General features: G+C 64.2%; 21 protein-coding genes and 1 pseudogene. 17 read left to right on the forward strand and 5 right to left on the reverse strand.

What is annotated here, in order from left to right; translation table 11 throughout:
• Window positions 1-177: 177 nt before the first annotated feature.
• A complete protein-coding gene (locus tag ADT71_RS14820; RefSeq protein WP_054438007.1) occupies window positions 178-384 on the forward strand; it encodes a hypothetical protein in 207 nt (68 codons plus the stop codon).
• Between the two features lie 696 nt (window positions 385-1,080).
• Here ADT71_RS14820 and ADT71_RS14825 read toward each other — a convergent pair.
• Complete coding sequence (locus tag ADT71_RS14825) at window positions 1,081-1,701, reverse strand: HEAT repeat domain-containing protein (protein ID WP_231635895.1); 621 nt, start codon at window positions 1,699-1,701, stop codon at window positions 1,081-1,083.
• Between the two features lie 199 nt (window positions 1,702-1,900).
• Here ADT71_RS14825 and ADT71_RS14830 point away from each other — a divergent pair, with 199 nt between their 5' ends.
• The 3 genes from ADT71_RS14830 (at window position 1,901) to ADT71_RS14840 (ending at window position 4,384) form a co-directional block, all read left to right on the forward strand.
• Window positions 1,901-3,454, forward strand: coding sequence for an FAD-binding oxidoreductase (locus ADT71_RS14830; RefSeq protein ID WP_054438008.1), 1,554 nt, complete (start codon window positions 1,901-1,903; stop codon window positions 3,452-3,454).
• Window positions 3,451-3,786, forward strand: coding sequence for a cytochrome c (locus ADT71_RS14835; RefSeq protein ID WP_231635896.1), 336 nt, complete (start codon window positions 3,451-3,453; stop codon window positions 3,784-3,786). The genes ADT71_RS14830 and ADT71_RS14835 overlap by 4 nt, the downstream gene beginning before the upstream one ends.
• Window positions 3,787-3,853: 67 nt before the next feature.
• Window positions 3,854-4,384: a hypothetical protein gene (locus ADT71_RS14840; protein ID WP_054438010.1), complete on the forward strand. Its 531-nt coding sequence runs from the start codon at window positions 3,854-3,856 to the stop codon at window positions 4,382-4,384.
• On the opposite strand, the gene ADT71_RS14845 is transcribed toward ADT71_RS14840, so the two are convergent.
• Window positions 4,356-4,877, reverse strand: coding sequence for a nuclear transport factor 2 family protein (locus ADT71_RS14845; protein WP_054438012.1), 522 nt, complete (start codon window positions 4,875-4,877; stop codon window positions 4,356-4,358). The genes ADT71_RS14840 and ADT71_RS14845 overlap by 29 nt on opposite strands.
• A gap of 97 nt (window positions 4,878-4,974) precedes the next feature.
• On the opposite strand from ADT71_RS14845, the gene ADT71_RS14850 reads away from it, so the two are divergent.
• The 10 genes and pseudogenes from ADT71_RS14850 (at window position 4,975) to ADT71_RS14880 (ending at window position 15,779) form a co-directional block, all read left to right on the forward strand.
• Window positions 4,975-5,889 carry an NAD(P)H-binding protein gene (locus tag ADT71_RS14850; protein ID WP_054438014.1) on the forward strand — a complete coding sequence of 305 codons (915 nt, stop codon included), beginning with the start codon at window positions 4,975-4,977 and terminating at the stop codon, window positions 5,887-5,889.
• Window positions 5,886-6,473 carry a PQQ-binding-like beta-propeller repeat protein gene (locus ADT71_RS33710; RefSeq protein ID WP_231635897.1) on the forward strand — a complete coding sequence of 196 codons (588 nt, stop codon included), beginning with the start codon at window positions 5,886-5,888 and terminating at the stop codon, window positions 6,471-6,473. Before ADT71_RS14850 ends, ADT71_RS33710 begins: the two co-directional genes overlap by 4 nt.
• Complete coding sequence (locus ADT71_RS14855; RefSeq protein ID WP_231635898.1) at window positions 6,400-8,070, forward strand: PQQ-binding-like beta-propeller repeat protein; 1,671 nt, start codon at window positions 6,400-6,402, stop codon at window positions 8,068-8,070. The genes ADT71_RS33710 and ADT71_RS14855 overlap by 74 nt, the downstream gene beginning before the upstream one ends.
• 11 nt (window positions 8,071-8,081) lie before the next feature.
• Window positions 8,082-9,692 carry a GMC family oxidoreductase gene (locus ADT71_RS14860; RefSeq protein ID WP_054438016.1) on the forward strand — a complete coding sequence of 537 codons (1,611 nt, stop codon included), beginning with the start codon at window positions 8,082-8,084 and terminating at the stop codon, window positions 9,690-9,692.
• A gap of 32 nt (window positions 9,693-9,724) precedes the next feature.
• Window positions 9,725-9,916, forward strand: a complete 192-nt coding sequence (locus ADT71_RS33715; protein WP_231635899.1) for a carotenoid oxygenase family protein — start codon at window positions 9,725-9,727, stop codon at window positions 9,914-9,916.
• Window positions 9,913-10,893: a carotenoid oxygenase family protein gene (locus ADT71_RS14865; RefSeq protein WP_255351648.1), complete on the forward strand. Its 981-nt coding sequence runs from the start codon at window positions 9,913-9,915 to the stop codon at window positions 10,891-10,893. Before ADT71_RS33715 ends, ADT71_RS14865 begins: the two co-directional genes overlap by 4 nt.
• Complete coding sequence (locus ADT71_RS35030; protein ID WP_255351649.1) at window positions 10,890-11,189, forward strand: carotenoid oxygenase family protein; 300 nt, start codon at window positions 10,890-10,892, stop codon at window positions 11,187-11,189. The genes ADT71_RS14865 and ADT71_RS35030 overlap by 4 nt, the downstream gene beginning before the upstream one ends.
• 195 nt (window positions 11,190-11,384) lie before the next feature.
• Window positions 11,385-13,787: a TonB-dependent receptor gene (locus ADT71_RS14870; RefSeq protein ID WP_054438017.1), complete on the forward strand. Its 2,403-nt coding sequence runs from the start codon at window positions 11,385-11,387 to the stop codon at window positions 13,785-13,787.
• Window positions 13,788-13,802: 15 nt separating this feature from the next.
• Window positions 13,803-14,255, forward strand: coding sequence for a hypothetical protein (locus ADT71_RS14875; RefSeq protein ID WP_197283030.1), 453 nt, complete (start codon window positions 13,803-13,805; stop codon window positions 14,253-14,255).
• A 55-nt stretch (window positions 14,256-14,310) separates the two neighbouring features.
• Window positions 14,311-15,779: pseudogene (locus tag ADT71_RS14880) on the forward strand (aldehyde dehydrogenase).
• Between the two features lie 98 nt (window positions 15,780-15,877).
• Here ADT71_RS14880 and ADT71_RS14885 read toward each other — a convergent pair.
• The 3 genes from ADT71_RS14885 to ADT71_RS14895 are packed head-to-tail and all read right to left on the reverse strand — an operon-like array spanning window position 15,878 to window position 17,556.
• Window positions 15,878-16,384, reverse strand: a complete 507-nt coding sequence (locus tag ADT71_RS14885) for a DUF3237 domain-containing protein (protein ID WP_054438018.1) — start codon at window positions 16,382-16,384, stop codon at window positions 15,878-15,880.
• 15 nt (window positions 16,385-16,399) lie between these two features.
• Window positions 16,400-17,149 carry an SDR family NAD(P)-dependent oxidoreductase gene (locus ADT71_RS14890; protein ID WP_054438133.1) on the reverse strand — a complete coding sequence of 250 codons (750 nt, stop codon included), beginning with the start codon at window positions 17,147-17,149 and terminating at the stop codon, window positions 16,400-16,402.
• Between the two features lie 14 nt (window positions 17,150-17,163).
• Window positions 17,164-17,556, reverse strand: a complete 393-nt coding sequence (locus ADT71_RS14895) for a nuclear transport factor 2 family protein (RefSeq protein ID WP_054438019.1) — start codon at window positions 17,554-17,556, stop codon at window positions 17,164-17,166.
• 129 nt (window positions 17,557-17,685) lie between these two features.
• Here ADT71_RS14895 and ADT71_RS14900 point away from each other — a divergent pair, with 129 nt between their 5' ends.
• The 3 genes from ADT71_RS14900 to ADT71_RS14910 all read left to right on the forward strand — a co-directional run bounded on the left by ADT71_RS14900 (window position 17,686) and on the right by ADT71_RS14910 (window position 20,119).
• A complete protein-coding gene (locus ADT71_RS14900; RefSeq protein ID WP_054438022.1) occupies window positions 17,686-18,081 on the forward strand; it encodes a nuclear transport factor 2 family protein in 396 nt (131 codons plus the stop codon).
• A 163-nt stretch (window positions 18,082-18,244) separates the two neighbouring features.
• Window positions 18,245-18,793, forward strand: a complete 549-nt coding sequence (locus ADT71_RS14905) for a MarR family winged helix-turn-helix transcriptional regulator (RefSeq protein WP_054438023.1) — start codon at window positions 18,245-18,247, stop codon at window positions 18,791-18,793.
• Window positions 18,794-18,886: 93 nt separating this feature from the next.
• The gene (locus ADT71_RS14910) at window positions 18,887-20,119 is read left to right on the forward strand and encodes a multidrug effflux MFS transporter (protein WP_054438025.1); all 1,233 of its coding nucleotides are present in this window, start codon (window positions 18,887-18,889) and stop codon (window positions 20,117-20,119) included.
• Window positions 20,120-20,174 lie beyond the last annotated feature (55 nt).

The raw sequence follows: 20,174 nt of genomic DNA on the forward strand, positions 1-20,174 counted from the left end.
CTGGCTGGCCGTGTAATATATCCGACGACGCTGCTTCATCGCGACACTCCATCTTCCTCAAAAGATTAAAGTGTTGCCACCACCCGTTGAACCCACCGGGGTTAGCGGAAGGGCAGCTTCTCATTGGCGGTAGTCGCGAAGCTGACTACACTGGGCCGCTAGAGGTTGGATCAATCAATGACAAAGATTCGCGTTGGCGGCCGGTATCTTATCGACGGGTATCCAGCGACCGTGATCGGCATCCTTTCCGACCGTCAGTTTGACGCAGAGTATCCTGCGGACGAATGGGCGGATGTTCTTGGGACGGGTATTCTTGTCAGGGATGATCAAGCGGGACTGATCCATTACTCCGATCTTGAAGACATCCGCATCGAACCTCTATGACCGCAGGTGGTGGGAAGCGGTCATCTGCAAAGACCCCGTACGCGAAAAGCAGTGACCCAATCTCGGACCATCTCGTCTGGTGCGGGCGACACCGTTATTATGCGCGTGGCAAAGAATTCGCGAGGGTAGGCTCCAAGGTGACCAAACGCTCCCTTCGAAACCGTAGGTCGACCTTCAACGGTAATGCTGGCTAAACCTGCTCCAATACAAACATATTCTCGGCTGAGTTCGCCTGTCAGATCCTTACCACATCCGTCCTTCGGGCAATGGAACCATGATCGATCGTCAGCTTGTTTTGACGAAGCGATTCCAGCGGTGAAATCGGGACTTGAAAACCTCGAAGTCTCGAAGCCAGTGACGATAACTCCAGAATAAACGCTTTTGGGACCTAGTATAGCGCAACCAAGATCAGATTGCGCGACATCGGCAGGGCGCGAAAAATTGGGAAAGCCTACCTCGCAGGCCGATTTCAACAAGGTTGTTCGATCAATTTGATACCATGCTGCCAACCCCACGCATGCTGTGAGAGATGCTGCCCAGAAGCCTGTGATCATTCTCATGGTTTGAAAATACAGTTCGCCCCATCGACCGCAATGTCAGCGTTCGCCGAACGGCAAGTTTCAGATTAAAATCGTGAAATCCGGTCGTTCCGGTTCGGGAAGGCCAGCACACGACCGGAATGACCAAAATTGCGGGCTAGCGAACGGCCCGCTCACAGGCTGCCAGCGCTTCCGCAGCCAGCTTGTCTGCGTAAGGCTGGTCGGAAGGCTCCGCCCATACTTTCAGATCAGGGATCAATGAAGGGTCCGCACAAATGCTGGCTGCTGCCAGCGCAGGGATCGTAATTGATTCCCTTCTGAGTTCCGCTTGTAAGAATGGGAGCGCGGTAATGGGATCAAGACCGGCAAGCCCCAATATCGCTTCGCCTCTGACGCAATCGTCCGGGTCTGATGCGGCAAGAAATAACGCATCTCGCACGGCGGATGTGCCTCTGCCCTCTTGGCTTAGAAGCAAGACGGCCCAATCGCGATTTGCGCGATCAGGGTCACGAGTGAGTTCTATGAGCCTCTCAAGGTTCGCAGCAGCAAACGGTCCATCGGCCAGCGGCACTTGCTCAGCTATGACCGATTTCAGAAATTCCGAGGGAGGTTCATAGCGCTCGATCATCATGACGACATGCCATGACCAGCGCGAGGCAGCAATAATGCCTGGAACGTTGGCGTGTCCGTAAGTGCGGCTTTCGATCGAGCGACTGAAAAGGCAACCTTCTGAAACCTGTCCATGCCGCCTGGACACGGAGCCCTGCGCGAATGGCATTCCATCCCTGCGTTGACAAGCGCGACTCCATCTGAAACGATAACGATCGTTATGAATTACAAGCCTGCAAAGGGCGGTGGAGCGAGATGGATTCGAAGGGCGAAGAGAGCGTGCGCGCGCCGCGTGCCCGTATGAACGGCGGCTACGGGAAGGGTGGCTGCGGGGTTCGCGACAGTGTTTCGCGGTGGGCGAGGCTGCCATGAGCCTGCCCCTTCCCGCGCTCGATCCCGCGCGTGCCAGGCAGGCGCTAGGTGCCTTTCAGTCCGCTCTAGGTGCCGCTCACGTCTACTTCGATGAAACCGACATCGCGGCCTATCAGGACAAGTTCGCGGTAGACGACGCCTTGCACCATCCTGCAGGTGCGGTAGCCCCCGCCACGGTCGAGGAGATACAGGCGGTGATGCGGATCGCCCGCGAGCACCGCATCCCGCTCTGGCCGATCAGCCGGGGCAAGAACCTGGGCTATGGCGGCAGCGCGCCGGTGCTTGCCGGGTCGGTGATCCTCGATCTCTCCCGCATGAAGAGGATCGAATACGACGAGGCCAACGGAACCGTCCTGCTGGAACCGGGCGTAGGCTTCTACGATCTCTACGATTTCCTTCAGGCGCGCGGCATGAAGCACTGGCTGTCCACGCCCGGAAATTCGTGGGGTTCGGTGGTCGGCAACGCGCTCGACCGCGGGGTCGGCTATACGCCATATGGCGAGAACACGAGCAAGATCTGCGGCATGGAAGTGGTGCTGGCGGACGGCACCCTGCTGCGCACCGGCATGGGCGCGATGGACGGTTCGCCGACATGGCAGCTCTATCGCTACGGCTTCGGCCCGGCCTGGGACCAGCTCTTCGTCCAGTCCAACTTCGGCGTCGTCACCAAGATGGGGCTCTGGCTGATGCCGGAGCCGGAATCGCTGATGGGCATGGACGTGGAGTTCGACCGCCCGGAAGACCTAGGCCCGCTGATCGACGCGATCGCCCCGCTGCGGCGCGAGGGGCTGCTCCAGCAATCGCCCACCATCGGCAACTGGCTGCGCGCCGCCGCCGTACTGACCACGCGCGACCAGTGGACGAAGGACCCCGGCGCGATCAGCGACAGCGTGATCCAGGCGATCCGCGACAAGTACAAGGTCGGCTGGTGGGGCGTGAGCCTACGGCTCTATGGCCGCGAAAGCGTGAACAAGGCCGCCTATGCCGTGCTGGAGCAGGAGATGCAGCGCCTCAGGCCGATGAGCCTGCGGCCTGCCGAATGGAAGCGCGGGGCACCGCTGGAAGCCTCGGGCTGGACGGGCACGCCGGTCACTTTCCCGATGCAGAACGCCAACTGGCACGGCGGCCGGGGCGGGCATCTGGGCTTCTCCCCGGTGCTGCCACAATCGGGCAGCGCCGCCATGGCGCAGTTCAAGCGGACTTACGCGCGCTACCGCGAACACGGCATGGACTATCAGGCCAGCTTCGCCTTCGGAGAACGCCACCTCATCAACGTCAACGCCGTGCTCCTGAACAAGGACGACGAGGCGATGATGCGCAAGGTCGATCCCTTCCTGCGCCAGCTCATCGCCGACGCGAGAGCGCAGGGTTACGGCGAATATCGCACGCATCTGGACTATATGGACCTTGTTGCCGGAACCTACGATTTCAACGACCACGCGCTGCTGCGGCTGAACGAGCGCGTGAAGACGCCGCTCGATCCCATGGGCATCATCGCGCCGGGCAAGAGCGGCATCCGGCCCGCGAAAGCGGCGGAGGCAGCGGCATGAGGAAGGCACTGCCCCCCCTGCTCGCGCTCTCCCTGCTCGCCGGTTGCGGCGGCACGAAGGACGGCGCCTCCGCCGGGCCTGCCGTCAAGGGACCGCCGCCCATGCCCCCGCCGGTAACGCTGGCATCGCGGCCGGATGCCGGCCCGGGCGAGCGGCTCTTCATCGAGAAATGCGCGATGTGCCACGGCCCGGTCGGCATGGGCACCGGGCTGCTCGCGCGGCGGGTGGACGAACCGGCTCTGGAAAAGCGCAAGGATCTCAGCGCAGATTTCGTGGTGCAGGCCGCGCGCATCGGCATCGGCAACATGCCGGCGATCCCGCGCGCGAAGTGAGCGACGAGCAGATGGGGCTGATCGCAGGCTACCTCGCCAAGGGTGATGCAAATGGGGGGAAAGCGCAGTGACGGCCGGGATTACCCGCCGCCGCCTGATCGGCGGTGCAGCCGCGGCAGCGCCGCTGGCGGTGCTCGGCACCGCGCTGGCGGGACGGCCCGCAGAAGGCGCCGTGCTGCTGGTTCACGACGACACGATGGCGAGCGGCCGCCGCTTCGCCGCCCATGCCGCGGCGCTGGGCACCCATTCGGTGGCGCTGCATGGCGAACGGGTGCGCCTCGTCCGCCAGTTGCTGGCCCGGCGCCCCGCACGAATATTCGGCCTGACCCGCCATGCGGACCACCTGCTGTTTGCCGAAGTGGCAGGCGAGGCGGGATACGAGGAACTGGCCTCGATCCAGCATCGGGAAGCTCGCCGGCCAAGAACGCGCTGTTCCGTGGCGGCAGAAACGCTGGCCTCGCTCGCCCGCGCCGCCGGGCCCTGCTGGCCCGAAGCCTTCGCGGAGCTGGCGCTGGGCACAGCGTCAGGGCCATCACCGCTCCGGCCTGTACCCCGCCCGGAGCCCGCCTTCAGCTGGGTTTTGCGGCCAACGGCCTGATAACAAGGGATTCCGGCCGCTTGCGGGCAACCCATTCGCCGCGCCCCGGGAAGTTGCGCAGCACTTCCCCATCCCACAGCCGCACCGTGCGCCGATGAAAGCGCCAGCGCCCGTCCTCGCAGCGCACCGCATGATCGTCATACCAGCCGGTGAAGCGCAGGACATAGGGCGGCTCGCCTTCGCACTCGGTCACGAAGGCAAAGGCGCGCATCTTCACGGAACCGTCTTCCTGGGGGCGGTACTGGATCTGGGTGACGTGATGCTGCCGCCCCGGAAACCCCGGCGCGTTGCGGTAATGCTCCGCAATCCCGCGAATGCCTTCGTGTCCTTCCCAGATATCGGGGTCCTCGAAGACCTCCTCCACCATCCGGGCATCCGGCGTGAAGCAGGAAACCAGCGCCTCGACGTCGCCTGTGTCGAGCGCCCAGCTATAATCGGCGATCAGGTCCTGAAGCGCCAGTCGGTCTTCAATCGGCAGCAGCGGCAATGTCATTCTCTCCCTGATTTGTGCGCCTTGACCACACCGTAACACTCGTTACTATTGTTCGCAAGCGACCTCGCGGGAATCGGGGCGCGAGCGAGAGGGACACGTGGGCAAGATCATCGTTACCGGCGCTTCGGGCGCCTTCGGCAAGGCCGCGGCCGGGCTGCTGCTCGAACGCTGCGCGCCGGAAGACCTCATATTCCTGACCAGGACGCCGGAGAAGCTCAAGTCCCTTGCCGAGGCAGGTGCGCAGGTCCGCGCGGCGGACTTCGACGATCCCACCTCCCTGCCCGGCGCCATGGCGGACGGCGAGAGGATGCTGCTCATCAGCACCGCGCGCGTCGGCACGCGCGTGGGCCAGCATCGCCATGCGGTGGAAGCGGCAGTGCAGGCCGGGGTGCGTCACATCGTCTACACCTCGCTGATTTCTGCCGACGCGCCTGACAATCCCGCCATCGTCCGGCACGATCACCGTGCCACGGAAGAGATCGTCGAGGCGTCCGGCGCGCAGTGGACCCATCTGCGAGACAGCCAGTATTCCGAGGCCATCGCCCTCGCCATGGTCATTCCCGCGCTCGCGGCCGGCCACAAGCCGGACAACTGTGCCGATGGAAAGGTCGGCTTCGTGAGCCGGGACGATTGCGTGGCATCCGCCGTCGGCGTGCTGACGCAGGACGGGCACGGGAACCGCGCCTATACCCTCACCGGTCCCGAGCTGCTCTCCATCCCCGAAGCGCTCGCGATGGCAAGCGGGATCGCCGGCAAGCCCATCACAGTCGAGCACGTCGATGACGAGGCTATGTTCGCCTACTTCGATTTCCTGGGCGTGCCGCGCCATGCCTCCGATATCGTTCCCGATGGCCCGATCCCATGGTCCAGCGACGACATGGTGACGTTCGGCACCGCGATCCGTGAAGGGTTCTTCGCGCGCTGCACCGATCACGTCGAGCGTCTCTCAGGCCGTCCGCCCCGCTCGCTCCGCGACGTGATGCTGCAGCACCGGGGAGCATGGCCGCAATGATCCGCCTTTCACTTGTACTGGTTCCCGCCACGCTGCTCGCAGCCTGTTCCGGCGCCAAACCCGCCGCCGGCACGGGGGACGACTGGCCTTCCCCCAAGGGCAATGCCGAGGCCACGCACTTCTCCGCTCTTACCGAGATCGACAAGGGCAACGTCTCGCGCCTGGGCCTGGCGTGGTCCCACGATCTCGGCACAAACCGCGTGCAGGAAGCGACGCCGGTGGTGATCGACGGGATCATGTACACCAGCGGCAACCTGGGCCGCGTCTATGCACTGGACGCGGCGAACGGAACGCCGCTCTGGTCCTTCGAACCCGAGGTGGACATGCAGGCCAACCGGTCCGCCTGCTGCGACCAGGCCAATCGCGGTGTCGCGGTGGCCGGCGGCAAGGTCATGGTCGGCACGCTGGACGGCTGGCTCTACGCGCTCGACGCGAAGACCGGCAAAGTCGCATGGAAAGTCGACACGATCACCGACGCTCGCGCGGCTATACCATTACCGCGCGCCGGAAGTGGCGGGCAACCTCGTGATCATCGGCAATGCCGGTGCCGAGTACGACGTGCGCGGCTACGTTACCGCCTATGATCTCGCAACCGGCAAACAGGCCTGGCGCTTCTTCACCGTGCCCCACGATCCCCGGCTCGGCCCACAGGAGAATGCCGCGCTGGACAAGGCCGCAAAGACATGGTCGCCGGACAGCCGCTGGGACATCGGCGGCGGCGGCTCCGTGTGGGATGCCATCAACTATGATGCGCGGTTCGACACTGTCATCTTCGGCGTGGGCAACGGCGGGCCCTACAATATCATGCGGCGGTCCCCCGGCGGGGGCGACAACCTCTACTTGTCCTCGCTCGTCGCGCTCGACCGCAAGACCGGACGGGTGAAATGGCACTATCAGGAGACACCGGGCGACGCCTGGGACTTCACTGCCACCCAGCCGATGCTGTTCACCGATCTGGACATCGACGGCAGGCGGCACCCGGTCGTGATCCATTCGCCGAAGAACGGCTTCCTCTTCGTGATCGACCGGGAAACCGGCAAGCCGCTCGCCGTCAACGCCCTGGTCCGCACGAGCTGGGCCAAGGGCTACGACCTCAAGACCGGCCGGCCTGACAAGACGCCGGAAGGCTCCGCCTACTGGCAGGGTCCGAAGATCGTCTTCCCCGCCTCTCCGGGCGCGCGCAACTGGTATCCTGCCGCTTACGATCCCGGGCGCGGGCTCTACTTCGCCTCGGTGCTGGACATGGGCAACCTGATGTTCGCGACACCGCCGCTGGACAAGGGCGACGCACGGCGGCCCAAAGCGCTCAACGTCGAAACCGCGCTGCTGTTCACCGCCGATCTCAAGGCATTGCTGCCCACGCTCCCCAAGCCGATGCAGGATCAGGTTCGCGCCCTTCCCGAGTGGAAGTGGGTGGAGAAGCAGCCCTACAGCGCGCAGATCCGCGCCATCGATCCGCTGACCGGGAAGGCCCGCTGGACCGTGGACACCGAAGGTTGGCAGGACCGCCCCGGCATGTTGGCGACCACCGCCGGGCTGGTCTTCCACGGCTCCATAGGTGGGCGGTTCGTGGCCCGGGATGCAGACAGCGGCAAAGTGCTCAAGTCCATCGACACCGGCAGCTCGATCATGGCCGCACCGATGACCTACCGGGTCAAGGGCGTGCAGTATGTTGCCGTGGCGACCGGCTTCGGCGGCGGGGGCTGGAGCTATGTGCCGCGCTATTCGGCCGCCTACAGGTATGGAAACGCGAACCGGCTGCTGGTGTTCAGGCTGGACGGCGGCGCGGTGACCAGACCCGATCCGCTGCCGGCCCTGGAAGTGGCTCCGCCGCCGCCACCCCAGGCGCCCGGCGTGACCCCGGCAGTGATCGCTCGCGGGCAGGCGGTGTTCTTCGGAAACTGTTCGATGTGCCATTCCAACCAGCTCCGCGCGCCCGTGCCGGACTTGCGCCGGATGGCGCCTGAAACGCACGCGGCCTTCGACCGTATCGTGCTCGAAGGGCTGTTCGTTCCGGCCGGGATGCCCCGCTGGGACGACGTGATCTCGAAGGAGGATGCCAAGGCCATCCACGCCTACCTGATCGACGAACAGGGCAAGGTCCGCAGCCGCGAACTGAACCTCAGGGCGGAAGGCAAGCCGCTCGATGCGCCCAGCCTCACCGTCCTGTCCAACTATTGAGGAACCGCGCGATGGACGAGACAGACATCATCGTCGTGGGCGGCGGTTCTGCCGGGGCGGCGATGGCCGGGCGGCTTGCCGAAGCCGGCATTCGTACCGTGCTCGTGGAAGCGGGCGGCAGCGACCGCATCCTCAAGTCGCGCGTGCCCGCGCTTACCAGTTCGCTGGTGCAGAACCCCGATTTCGACTGGTGCTACAAGGTGGAGCCGGACCCTTCGCTGGGCGGGCGCGTGGACGTGTGGCCGGCGGGAAAGATGCTCGGCGGCGGCAGCGCGCTGAACGGCATGATGTTCATACGCGGGCACCGCTGGGATTACGACCACTGGGCCGAATGCGGCGCTAGCGGCTGGGACTATGCCAGCGTCCTGCCCTATTTCCGCAGGCTGGAGGACAACGAACGCGGTGCCGATGCATGGCGCGGCACTGGCGGGCCGATCGGCGTCAGCGAAGTGCGGGCGCGCTATCCAATCACCGAACGGTGGATCGAGGCGGCAGGGGAAGCCGGCATCCCGCGTTCGCGCGACCTCAACGGCGAAGATGCCGAAGGCGTGGACCGCGTACAGGTGTCGCAGCGTGGCGGCCAGCGCTGCTCGGCCGCGCGCGGCTATCTCGAAGGGCGAAATCACGGCGGCAGGCTTCGCGTGGAAACCCGGTGCCAGGTCCTGCGCGTGCTGGTGGAAAACGGCCGTGCGGTCGGCGTGAAGATCCGGCGGGACGGCCAGGACTTCACCCTCCACGCGCGCGGCGGCGTGGTGCTCAGCGCGGGATCGATGAACACGCCGCGCCTGCTCATGCTTTCCGGCCTCGGCCCGCAGGAGCATTTGCGCGACATGGGCCTGCCGGTGAAGCAGGATCTGCCGGGCGTGGGCCGCAACTTGCAGGACCATGTCGGCACGCACCTCGTCAACACGGTCTCGGCACGCACGCTCAACACCGATGCGCAGGGCCTGCGTGGCGCCTGGCAGGTGCTCCGCTATGTGCTGGCACGCCGGGGCGCGCTCACCACCCCGATCGGCCATGCACAGGCGTTCGTCCGCAGCCGGGTAGGCTTGCCCGCGCCGAACCTCCAAATCTCCTTTGCCGCCTTCGCCTTCGATTTCGACAAAAGCGGACGGCTGATGCTGCGCAAGGATGCCGCCGTCTCGACCCTTGTCGGCCTGATGCGGCCCTCGCATCGCGGGCGCATATCCCTGCGGTCCAACGATCCGCTTGCCCCTCCGGCGATAGAACATCGCCAACTCGGCAGCGAGGACGACATCGACCAGATCGTGGAAGGCATCGGCATCGCACGCCGGATCATGGCCGCATCGCCAATAGCCGGATCCATCACCGGCGAGGTCCGGCCCGGAGCCGCGCTCGATAGTGCCGAGGCGCTGCGGGACTATGTAAAGCTCGCCTCTATCCCGCTCTATCACCCCGTGGGCACAGCCCGGATCGGCGCGGCCGGCGATGCGATGGCCGTTGTCGACCCGGATCTGGCGGTGCGCGGCGTGGACGGGCTCTGGGTGGCCGATGCCTCGGTATTTCCGACGCTGCCGGCGGGCAACACCAATGCCACCGCGATCATGGTGGGGGACAAGGGCGCGGACCATATCCTCGCCGCGCTGAAACGCAGCGCATGACCGAAGACCTGACAACCGGAGAGGATCGAACCATGGCCCAATTCCCGGATACCATTCATTTCACCGGGCTCAACAAGCCCATCGGCATCGAGTGGTCGGCCCGCAATCTCGACGTGATCGGCGAAATTCCCGCTGACATCGATGGCGCCTTCTTCCGCGCCGTGCCGGACCCGCCCATGCGCCGTTGTTCGGCGATGACATCGCGCTTTCGGGCGACGGCATGATCGGGAAATTCGCCATCCGGGACGGCAAGGTCGATTATGCGATACGCTATGTCGAAACTGCCCGCTACAAGGCCGAAAAGGCCGCGCGCCGTGCGCTCTTCGGCCAGTACCGCAATCCCTTCACCGATACGCCCGAGGCAGCCGGTATCGACCGCACCGTCGCCAATACCACGCCGGTCTGGCACGCGGGCCGTCTGTTCATGACCAAGGAGGACGGCCTCGCTTACGAGGTCGATCCCGAAACCCTCGAAACCCGTGGACGCTGGGACTATTATGGCGCGCTGAAGTCCGAAACCTTCACCGCGCACCCCCGCCTCGATCCCGAAACCGGCGAACTGTTCTTCTTCGGCTACGAAGCCGGCGGCCTGTGCAGCACCGATGTCGCCTATTGCATCGCCGATCGGGACGGCAAACTCGTTTCCGAGCAATGGTTCCAGCAGCCCTACTGCTCCACCATCCACGACTTCGCCATAACCGAGCGCCATGCGGTGTTCCCTATCTTCCCGACCACCGCCGACCTCGATCGCCTCAGGGCCGGAGGCCCGCACTGGGCGCACCGGCAGGATCTGGAAAGCTGGGTCGCCATCATGCCGCGCTACGGCAAGGTGGACGAAATGCGGTGGTTCAAGGGCCCCAGGGGCGTTTCCGCATTCCACCTCGTGAACGCTTTCGACGATGGCGATCTGGTCCATCTCGACATCTGCCTGACCGATACCAATGCCTTCGCCTTCATGCGCGAGGCGGGCGGCGTGCACCGCGCCCAGCACGAAATCCAGGGCGGACTCACCCGCTGGACCTTCGACCTGACAAAGCCCGGAGACACGTTCGAATCCCGCGTGATCGGCCCTCCCGGAGACATGCCCCGCTTGCGGGATGCCGATCAGGGACGCCCCTATCGCTCGGCCTGGTACCTGACCGTCAATCCGCAAGGCGGGCCGCGCTGCCGGGCGGGCGGTCGGCGGTCGCCTTCACCATGATGCTGCGGATAGAGCCCGGCAACGGCAGGGTCGATGCGATGCCGCTCGGCCCCGAAATGGCGATAAACGAACCGGTGCACGTTCCTGCGAGCGCCCCCGGCAAGGACGGCTGGCTGCTGACCGTGGTGGACCGCCGGACCGGGCCGGACAGCTTCGCCTCCGAACTCTGGATCGTCGATGGCGCAGACATCGCGAAAGGCCCGGTTGCCCGCGTGCCCATGCCGGTGCCGATGCGGGCTCAGGTCCATGGCGCCTGGGTTTCGGCCGAGCAACTGGCCCAAGGCAAACCGAGTTGACATGTTTATAACGATCGTTACTATTTTGACTGGCAGCACCGCTCGATACCGGCGAATCTGCCGCATCTGAACGGCCCACCAAAGCGGCCGACAACGAAAACAAAGCCCGATCGGGAGAAGCCGGGCTGCGGCCAAGGGGACGCGGCGCGCCGCAGTCTGGCGTCCATCCCGAGGGCGAGAGGGGAGAATGGAACTATGCCACGCGCCAGTACCGGTTCTTACAGGTGCGGGACGACCTGGGCCGCACTTGCCGCAGGCCTGGTCGCCACCGCTGCGATCCCGCCCCTCGCCCACGCACAGACGGCAAGAACAGGGCCGGCCGGCAGCGACGCGGCCGTGGTATCAACGCCCGAGATCATCGTCACCGCCCAGTTCCGCGCGCAGCGTCTTCAGGACACCCCGATCGCGATCACGGCAACGACCGGGGCAGAACTCGCCGCCAAGAACGTGGCAAGCGTCACCGACCTCACGGCGGTTGCACCCAACGTCAACCTTTCAGCGGCAACCGGGCTAAACGGCAGCGCGGTTCAGGCTTTCATCCGGGGCATCGGCCAAAGCGATTCCAGTTTCGCGCTGGAGCCCGGCGTCGGCATCTATATCGACGATGTCTATTACGGCACGACTTTCGGCGCGATCCTGGACCTCAACGATCTGGACCGGGTGGAAGTGCTGCGCGGCCCGCAAGGCACCCTCTCGGGCAAGAATTCGATCGGCGGCTCGGTCAAGCTGTTCAGCCGCAAGCCGGATGAACAGGGCGGCGGTTTCGTGGAAGCCACGACCGGCAGCTTCGGGCGCATAGACCTTCGCGGCAGTGCCGGCTTCACCATCGCCGACGGCTTCTATGCGCGTATCTCCGGCGTATCGCGGCACACCGACGGATATCTGGACCTGCTCGACTATGGCTGCGTCTTTCCGAACTCCGGAATCCCCGCAACCAGTTCGGGCGGCAATTGCAAGACCGGCACCGAAGGCGGGATCGACGTGCAGGGCACTCGGCTCGCCCTGCGCTACGCGCCGGAAGGTTCGCCGATCGAAGTGAACCTGGTGGGAGACTATGCCCTCAACAAGTCCGAGCAGGTGGCCACCAAGCTGCTTTATGCAAACAATCCGGGGGTGCGCAGTTACGTGGCCGACGATCCGGCCGGCGGTATCCCGTTCGACAGCCGGTTCCTGACCGGCGCCCATTCCTATTCGAGTTATGCCAATTACGCTGCAGGCGGCAACTACACCACCGCATTCGGCACCAGTTACCAGGTAGAACCCGGCAGCTTCGACACCAGCCCCGACAGTTCCGCCAGGAGCTGGGGTATCGCCGGAACTCTCGACTGGCAGCTTTCCGACGATCTCAGCCTCAAGTCGATCACCGCATACCGCAAGGCCACCGGCCAGACCGGCATCGACCTCGACGGGTCGCCGCTATCGATCCTCGTGCAGGAGTTCGACTACGAGCACCGCCAGTTCACGCAGGAACTGCGCCTGTCGGGCCGCGTCGGCTCACTCGTCGATTTCACTGTCGGCGGGTACTACTACGATGCCGACGACCGGATCTCGGGCCGCGTGCTGATCCCCAGCGTCCTGTTCAATTTCCTGGAAAACGACCCGGTGACCAACCGCAGCATATCGGCCTTCGCGCATAGCGAGTTCCACCTGACACCCGATCTCAACGTGATCGGCGGCATTCGCTACACCGATGACAGGAAGACATACGAATTCCACCGCAGCAACATCGACGGGTCGCTTCCAAGCGGCGCGTTCCTGACAGAGAACTTCCTGCTGGTCGGCCTCGACGGCAAGGTCGGTTCGTTCAAGGGGAACCGGATCGATTACCGCCTCGGCGTGAACTACCGCTTCGGCCCGGCGCTGATGGCCTATGCGCAGGTCGCGACCGGCTACAAGGGCGGCGGCATCAATCCGCGCCCCTATACGCCGGACCAGATCGTCTCCTTCAAGCCAGAAACCCTTACCGCCTACGAAGCCGGCTTCAAGTCTGACCTCCTCGGCCGCCGTATCCGCTTCAACGGAACCGCATTCTACAATGACTACAAGGACATCCAGATCAACCGCTTCGTCTGTCCGGAAAGCGTCAGCACCACCTGCTCGCAACCGGCCAATGCGGGAGATGCCAGGGTCTGGGGCGTGGAAGCCGAACTTTTCGCCCAGCCGGTGGACGGACTGACCATCGACGGTTCGGTAGGCTACCTCCATTTCCGGTACACCCGCGTCGATGCCACCACGCTGGTCGAGAAGGACTTCAAGGCGCCGTTCAACCCTTCGTGGCAGGCCAGCGCGGGCATCCAGTACGAGGCCGCCCTCGGGATCGGCTCGCTGACCCCAAGGCTCGACTGGAACTACCAGTCTTCGTTCTACTTCAACTCGGTCAACAATGCCTACAACCTGGTGGCGGCCCGCAGCCTGTTCAACCTGAGGCTGACTTACGAATCTCCGGACAGGGGCTGGCAGCTCGCCACCGGTATCACCAACCTGTTCGACAGGTTCTACTACACCGGAAAGAGCGAGAACGTCTCGAACTACGGGGTCAATTCCGGCGCCGTCGGCCGCCCGCGCGAGTGGTTTCTCTCGCTGCGCCGCACGTTCTGACGTCGAGGCCGGGTGATGCGGATAATCTACCATGCAAGCCGCTGGATCTTCGGACTCTGGTACCTGTTTTCCGGCGCCGAATACTTCACGCCGTTTGACCTCCAACCGCTCGGCAATACGCCGCTGGGGCAGGAGTTCACGCTGGCCCTGATCCACAGCGGGCTCTTTGCCTGGATCAAGGTGATCGAGATCGCTATCGCCGTTCTCGTTCTGGCGGACCGGATGATGCCGCTGGTCGCCGTGGCAGCCGTGCCGCTGACGGCGGTGATCGCCTACTGGAACTTCGCGCTGGAATGGGGCGCGATCGAGGCGATCTTCGGCACCCTGACCGTGGTGTTCAACGCTGTCCTGCTCTGGCCGTACCGGGTCTATTACCTGCCCGCGATAACGGCCTGGCGCGGCAGGCGGGATTTCGGCGCGAGCCTGGCACCGCCCGGGATTGACACGATAACATCCGTTAACGTCTAACCAGATCAAACGGCGCCATGCGAAACGATGCGCGCCACGGAAGAGGATCGGAAGAATGACACCCGAAGGCGTGCAACTGCGGCATCCCGACAAGCTCTATATCGGCGGCTCCTGGGTCGAGCCTTCCACCGGGGGACAGATCGAGATCGTCTCGCCGAACAGCGAGGACGTCGTCGCCGTGGTGGCCGAGGCGGTAGCGGCCGACATGGACCGCGCCGTAGCCGCGGCCCGCGATGCGTTCGACAACGGCCCCTGGCCGCAGCTTTCCCCGGCCGAGCGCGGCCGGATGGTCGCCCGCTGGGCCGACGAACTGGCGAAGCGCGAACCCGAACTCTGCCGCGCATGGACGGCGCAAGTCGGCGGACTTTCCAGCTTCGCCCCGATCATGCACGGCGGCGCGACGGCAACCGTCAGGTTCATCGCCTCGCTTGGTGAAAGTTTCGAGTTCGTCACGCGGCGCCCCAGCATGCAGGTCGATACCGCGATCGTGGCGCAGGAACCGGTTGGCGTGGCCGTGGCCATCGCGCCGTGGAACGCGCCATACGGCATCCTTTCAAGCAAGGTCGCCTACGCGCTCGTTGCCGGATGCACGGTGGTGATGAAGCCCTCCCCCGAAACGCCGCTTGAGGCCTATATCATGGCCGAAGCCGCCGAAGCCGCCGGCATTCCGGCCGGCGTGATAAATCTGGTCTGCGGCGACCGGGAAGCATCGGACCATCTCGTGAACAATCCCGGCGTCGACAAGGTTAGCTTCACCGGTTCGACCGTTGCAGGCAGGCGCATCGGCGAAGTCTGTGCGGGTCGTGTCGCTCGCTGCACGCTGGAACTGGGCGGAAAATCGGCCGCCATCGTGCGCGACGATTTTCCCATAGAGGCCGCCGCCGCAATCCTGGGCAACACGATCACGGTGATGAGCGGGCAGGTCTGCGCCATGCTCAGCCGCGCCATCGTTCCCCGCCACCGCCATGACGAACTGGCGGAGGCCATCGCCCGTGTCATGCAGGGCGTGAAGATCGGCGGCAGCGATGCGCCCGATACACAGCTCGGCCCGCTCGCGATGAAACGCCAGCTCGAACGTGTCGAAAGCTATGTCGAACTCGGCCGCGAAGGCGCGGATCTCGTCACGGGCGGGCAGCGCCCCACGTCGATGAACAAGGGCTATTTCTTCGAGCCCACGCTTTTCGCCAATGTAGATAACACCAGCCGGATCGCGCAGGAGGAAATCTTTGGACCGGTGCTGTGCCTGATCCCCGCCGAAGACGAGGAACACGCCATTCAATTGGCCAATGACAGCAGCTTCGGCCTCAATGGCTCGGTTCTCACCGGCGATGTGGATGCTGCCTATCGGATCGGCCGCAGGATCCGCGCGGGCGGGTTCGGTCAGAACGGCATGAGGCTGGAATTCGGACTGCGTTCGGCGGCTTCAAGCAGTCAGGCATCGGCCGCGAAGGTGGTGCGGAAGGCCTCCACTCATTCCTCGAAACCAAGACGATCCTGCTCGACGGGATGCCGTCGCGGCTTTGAAAAGCCGGGGCGCTGCTCGCGGCGAGCGCTACCATCGGCTTGGAACCGAGCTCCTTATATCGACCGAACGCGCCGCACGCTGAACCGCGAAAGGACCTTCAGGTCAGCGCATAGTAGCGCAGAAGATTGCCGTCGGCCCGGCGCTCGCCCACGCCGATGAACACATGCCTGGTCAGCCAGTCGTGCTTGCCGATCGGGCATTCGAACGAAGGGTTGCCGCGAAGATAGTATTCCTGCTGTTCGACCGGCTGCCCGCCCTCGAAGGCCCAGTCCCTCAGCCGTTGCATTGTGCCGGGCTTGCGGCCCCACAGGAATCCGCGGTTGTTGAGAAGGATCAAGGTGCCGTCATCTTCCTCCAACATGTAGCGCGCATCGAATACGGCCACGTCATCGGGCCTGAAATAGGCATAGTCACCGCCCGATCCCGGCACCGCCTTGCCCTTCAGGAGCGGTCCTTCGAACGTTCCGCCGTCGACATAGACAGCGCTTCGGTTTCCGCCCATCGGCGTATTGGCGATCATCTGCACGCGCGGGAACGTGAGGCGCACTTCCATCGCGAATTCGAGGCGCGGGTTGTCGATGGTGGAAAACGGGCCTTCGCTCATCTTGGACTCTTCCTTTCATCCGATTTCCAGGGCGCCGCCATCCACGAAGAGATTGGCGGCGGTTATGAAACTCGCTTCCCGGGAAGCCAGGAAGAGGACAGCGGCGGCCACTTCCTCGGGCCGGCCCATTCGCTTCATCGGCACGGCCGCGATCATCTGCTCGCGCAGGACGTCCACCGCCTCTGCGCTCATGCGGGGATTGCGGTGAAGCAGCGGGGTTTCCACCGGGCCCGGGCTGACCATGTTGACGCGAATGCCGCGCGAAACATACTCCCCGGCAAATTGACGCATGGCGAGCGCCAAGCCGGCCTTCGCCGCTCCATATGTGACATTGCCGGGCACGAAGGCATGGCCGCCGATCGACCCGGTGACGACGATCGCCCCGCCATCGCCCATCAGCCGAACCGCCTTCTGCATGGCGAAGACGCAACCGCGCAAGTTGATGGCATGGACCTGATCCCAATACTCGTGCGAGAGTTCTTCGATAAGCGCGAAACCGCCCACGCCCGCGTTGACGACAAGCACGTCGATCCTCTCGTCTGCCGCGGCGATTTCCTCGTAAAACCGCTCCATCGCCGCCAGATCGGAAATATCGACGCTGCTGCCACGCGCGCCCGGGATCCCGGAGGCGGCGGCCTCTATCGTTGCCCGGTCCCGGCCGGTGAGGCGAACCGCGCCGCCCTCCCTTGCGAAAGCTTGGGCGCAGGCCAGGCCGATGCCGCTGTTGCCACCCAGGACGACAACCCTGCTGCCCGCGAACCGCATCGCTCTCTCCATCGTCAAAAAGGTCCGATCGGATTGGGGCTCGTTTCGGGCACGTCCTGAACGACATCCCAATGTTCGACTATCATTCCGCCCGCGAGGCGGAAAATGTCGATCACGGCCCATCCGCGATCCTCCGGCCAGCGCCGGACGTGATAGTGGACGATCACGTGATCCCCATCTGCGAACATGCGCTTCACGTCGTGTACGGCTGCGGGTGTCCGGGCGCGAATATCGCGCAGCAGCGCCTTCAGCGGTTCGCGCCCCTGCCCAGCGCCCTGATTGTGCTGGATATAGTCAAGGGCGATGAAGCGATCGACGGCATCGGCGTCAAGCGCGTTGAGCACTTCGTCGAACAGGGCCGCGACATGACGCAGGTTCGCTTCCTCCCCGGCCGATCTGACGTTCATGCCGCAGCCTCCGCCATGCCCACTCCCCCGTTAGCCGCCCGCTTCAGCGCGCGCCACGCCGCACCGTAACGATCGTTATTTACTTGTGCAAGCAGATGCGAGACGATGTCCGCATTTGTGGAGAGATCAATGACCCGCGACGACTACGAGAGATATGCGGCCGCCTTCAACGCGAGGGATTACGATGCAGTCTATGATTTCTACGCGCCCGGTGCCCGGCTCGCCTTCTTCGGAGTCGAACTTTCATCGCGCGAGGCGTTCAAGCGCTTCTACGATTTCCTGCACGGTTATGTCGACGAGACCCTTACGATAGAGCGCTTTGCCGCGAGCGAAGACCTCGTCGCCCTCGAAGGCGTGATCCGCATCGCGGCGCACCGGGATCTCGATGCCGAAACGCTGAAGGCGAACGGGTTGCTCCAGTTCTTCCCGATCCGTGCCGGCGAAGTCCAGGAACTGCGGCAGTTCATCCATTACCATGTCGACCAGGGCCATTTCACGAGGGTGCAATGCGCGCTGATTCCCTGATGCCCGTCACGTGCCACGAACACGGCAATTGTCGCGCGGTCAGCCGATTGCCGGGCAAAGACCGTTTCAAGGAGGCGAACGGCGAGGCTGTAGGCGCCCTCTTCCCCAGTAACAAACGTGATTATCTTGACAGATATCGCACCCCTTGCGCTAAATCCCGTCAATGCGCGAAACCAGACAATCGAACGAGATCGACAACGAGTCCGAAACCACGGCGGCGATGCCGGTGAGCACGCGTTCGGAAACCCTCCACCGGCTTCTCAAGCTCTCGAACCGGCTCATGGCGCCGTTCTCGGTCAATCTGGAACACCAGTACAAGATCAGCCTGAACGAGTTTCGCCTGCTGATGCTGATCGGCCGTTTCCCCCAATCGGCGAGCCATGAACTGGCGGAAATGACAGGCGTCAATGCGATGAGCGTATCCCGCGCGGTTTCGGCGCTGGAGCGCCACGGCCGCGTTCTCGTCGTTCGCGACGAGGAAAACCGGCGCCGCAAACGGCTGACCCTTACCCCGGAGGGCGAACGTCTCTACCGGATCATGCGCCCGCAGACCGAAAGAGTGGCGGACTACCTGTTATCGGCGCTTCACCCGCACGAAGTCGCCATGTTCGATCATATTCTCACCACCTTGATCGATACGCTTGAAGCCACGGACGAAGAAGGCCGCTCGCTGTTCCTCGAACGCACGAGGCCCGACGACGCTGAAGCCTAGGCTTTGTGGACGGACTTGCCTGATGGCGTGACTCATAATAACACTCGTTACTATGAGTCACGCCATCGGTCTTGAACCGCGCGGTTCCCGCGCATGAACTCAACTTCCGCGACATCCGCGCATGAAGAAGCGCGAGGGCCAAGTCTGGGTTTCGGGATTGCCCTCGGCTTCCTCTCCGCGCTCGGCCCTTTTGCGATAGACCTCTATCTTCCCGCCATGCCCGCAATGGCAGGCGCCCTCAGCGCAAGCGATTCCGGGGTGCAACGAACGCTCTCGGCATTCTTCCTCGGCCTGGCAGTGGCGCAGATACCGATCGGCTCGCTCGGCGATCGGTTCGGACGGCGCGCGCCGCTGATGGGCGGACTCTGTATCTTCGTCGCCGCCTCGGTCGCCTGCGCCTTCGCCGCCACGCTCGAACAACTGGTCCTGTTGCGCTTTCTTCAGGGCATGGGAGCCTGCGCCGGTACGTCCAGCGCGCGCGCCATCATTCGCGACCTCCATCGCGGACACCATGCCGCCCGGCTGATGGCCTTCACGTTCCTTATCATCGGTATTTCGCCGATGCTCGCTCCATTGCTGGGCAGCACATTGCTCCATCTCGTTTCATGGCGAGGACTGTTCGGCGTGCTTGCCGCCGCCGGCATGATTGCCGCAGGCTGCGTCATGCTCTTCCTCCCCGAAACCTTGCCGCCGGCCCTGCGTACGACGGACTGGCGCGCCTTGCCCCATGTCCATGCCCGCCTGCTGTGGACCCCGCGCTTCGTCGGCTGGGCCATCGTCGCAGGGCTCGCGACCACGATCCCCTTTGCCTTCGTGACCGCCGCGCCGTTCATCTATTCAGGGATCTACGAACTCGATCCCATGTGGTTCAGCATTCTGCTCGCACTCAATGCCTGCATGTCGATCATCGCGACACAAGCCGCGCCGCACTTGCTCAAACGGTTCGGCGCCGTTCGCCTGGCCGGAAGCGCTGGCGCCATAGCACTTAGCGCAACGGCACTGGTGGCCATCACCGGATCCGACGGCATCCCGCTACCGCTGTTTCAGGCTTATTCGATATTGCTGTTCATGGTTGCCGGTCTGATCCTGACCCCGGCGGCGACCAGCGCCCTCGATTCCGTGCGGAGCGGCATCGGTGCCGCAGCCGGGCTGCTCGGCACCATCCAGCTCGCGGTAACAGCCCTTGCGAGCGCCGCTGTCACGTTGTGGCCTCCCGTTTCCCTGCTTCCGCTGACCTTGGTGCTGGCAACGGGATTCACTGCGATGATCGTGATCGTTGCCTTGCTCGGCCGCTTGCGGCCGGAGGAAGAATCCAGCGCCGCCTAGATCGTAAACTCATAAACGGCACCATCGAGGGTTGAGGCAAAATGGCTCACCGCGA

The organism is Novosphingobium sp. ST904, assembly GCF_001298105.1.
GTDB lineage: Bacteria > Pseudomonadota > Alphaproteobacteria > Sphingomonadales > Sphingomonadaceae > Novosphingobium.

Bases quoted from the DNA above. Each gene is read 5' to 3' on its own strand.
- ADT71_RS14905 (WP_054438023.1), top strand. From the start codon at position 18,245: ATGCGCGAAACCAGACAATCGAACGAGATCGACAACGAGTCCGAAACC.
- ADT71_RS14890 (WP_054438133.1), bottom strand. From the start codon at position 17,149: ATGCGGTTCGCGGGCAGCAGGGTTGTCGTCCTGGGTGGCAACAGCGGC.
- ADT71_RS14875 (WP_197283030.1), top strand. From the start codon at position 13,803: ATGCGGATAATCTACCATGCAAGCCGCTGGATCTTCGGACTCTGGTAC.
- ADT71_RS14870 (WP_054438017.1), top strand. From the start codon at position 11,385: ATGCCACGCGCCAGTACCGGTTCTTACAGGTGCGGGACGACCTGGGCC.
- ADT71_RS14865 (WP_255351648.1), top strand. From the start codon at position 9,913: ATGATCGGGAAATTCGCCATCCGGGACGGCAAGGTCGATTATGCGATA.
- ADT71_RS33710 (WP_231635897.1), top strand. From the start codon at position 5,886: ATGATCCGCCTTTCACTTGTACTGGTTCCCGCCACGCTGCTCGCAGCC.
- ADT71_RS14900 (WP_054438022.1), top strand. From the start codon at position 17,686: ATGACCCGCGACGACTACGAGAGATATGCGGCCGCCTTCAACGCGAGG.
- ADT71_RS35030 (WP_255351649.1), top strand. From the start codon at position 10,890: ATGATGCTGCGGATAGAGCCCGGCAACGGCAGGGTCGATGCGATGCCG.
- ADT71_RS14825 (WP_231635895.1), bottom strand. From the start codon at position 1,701: ATGCCATTCGCGCAGGGCTCCGTGTCCAGGCGGCATGGACAGGTTTCA.
- ADT71_RS14830 (WP_054438008.1), top strand. From the start codon at position 1,901: ATGAGCCTGCCCCTTCCCGCGCTCGATCCCGCGCGTGCCAGGCAGGCG.
- ADT71_RS14845 (WP_054438012.1), bottom strand. From the start codon at position 4,877: ATGACATTGCCGCTGCTGCCGATTGAAGACCGACTGGCGCTTCAGGAC.
- ADT71_RS14885 (WP_054438018.1), bottom strand. From the start codon at position 16,384: ATGAGCGAAGGCCCGTTTTCCACCATCGACAACCCGCGCCTCGAATTC.
- ADT71_RS14820 (WP_054438007.1), top strand. From the start codon at position 178: ATGACAAAGATTCGCGTTGGCGGCCGGTATCTTATCGACGGGTATCCA.
- ADT71_RS14860 (WP_054438016.1), top strand. From the start codon at position 8,082: ATGGACGAGACAGACATCATCGTCGTGGGCGGCGGTTCTGCCGGGGCG.
- ADT71_RS14910 (WP_054438025.1), top strand. From the start codon at position 18,887: ATGAACTCAACTTCCGCGACATCCGCGCATGAAGAAGCGCGAGGGCCA.
- ADT71_RS14835 (WP_231635896.1), top strand. From the start codon at position 3,451: ATGAGGAAGGCACTGCCCCCCCTGCTCGCGCTCTCCCTGCTCGCCGGT.
- ADT71_RS33715 (WP_231635899.1), top strand. From the start codon at position 9,725: ATGGCCCAATTCCCGGATACCATTCATTTCACCGGGCTCAACAAGCCC.
- ADT71_RS14895 (WP_054438019.1), bottom strand. From the start codon at position 17,556: ATGAACGTCAGATCGGCCGGGGAGGAAGCGAACCTGCGTCATGTCGCG.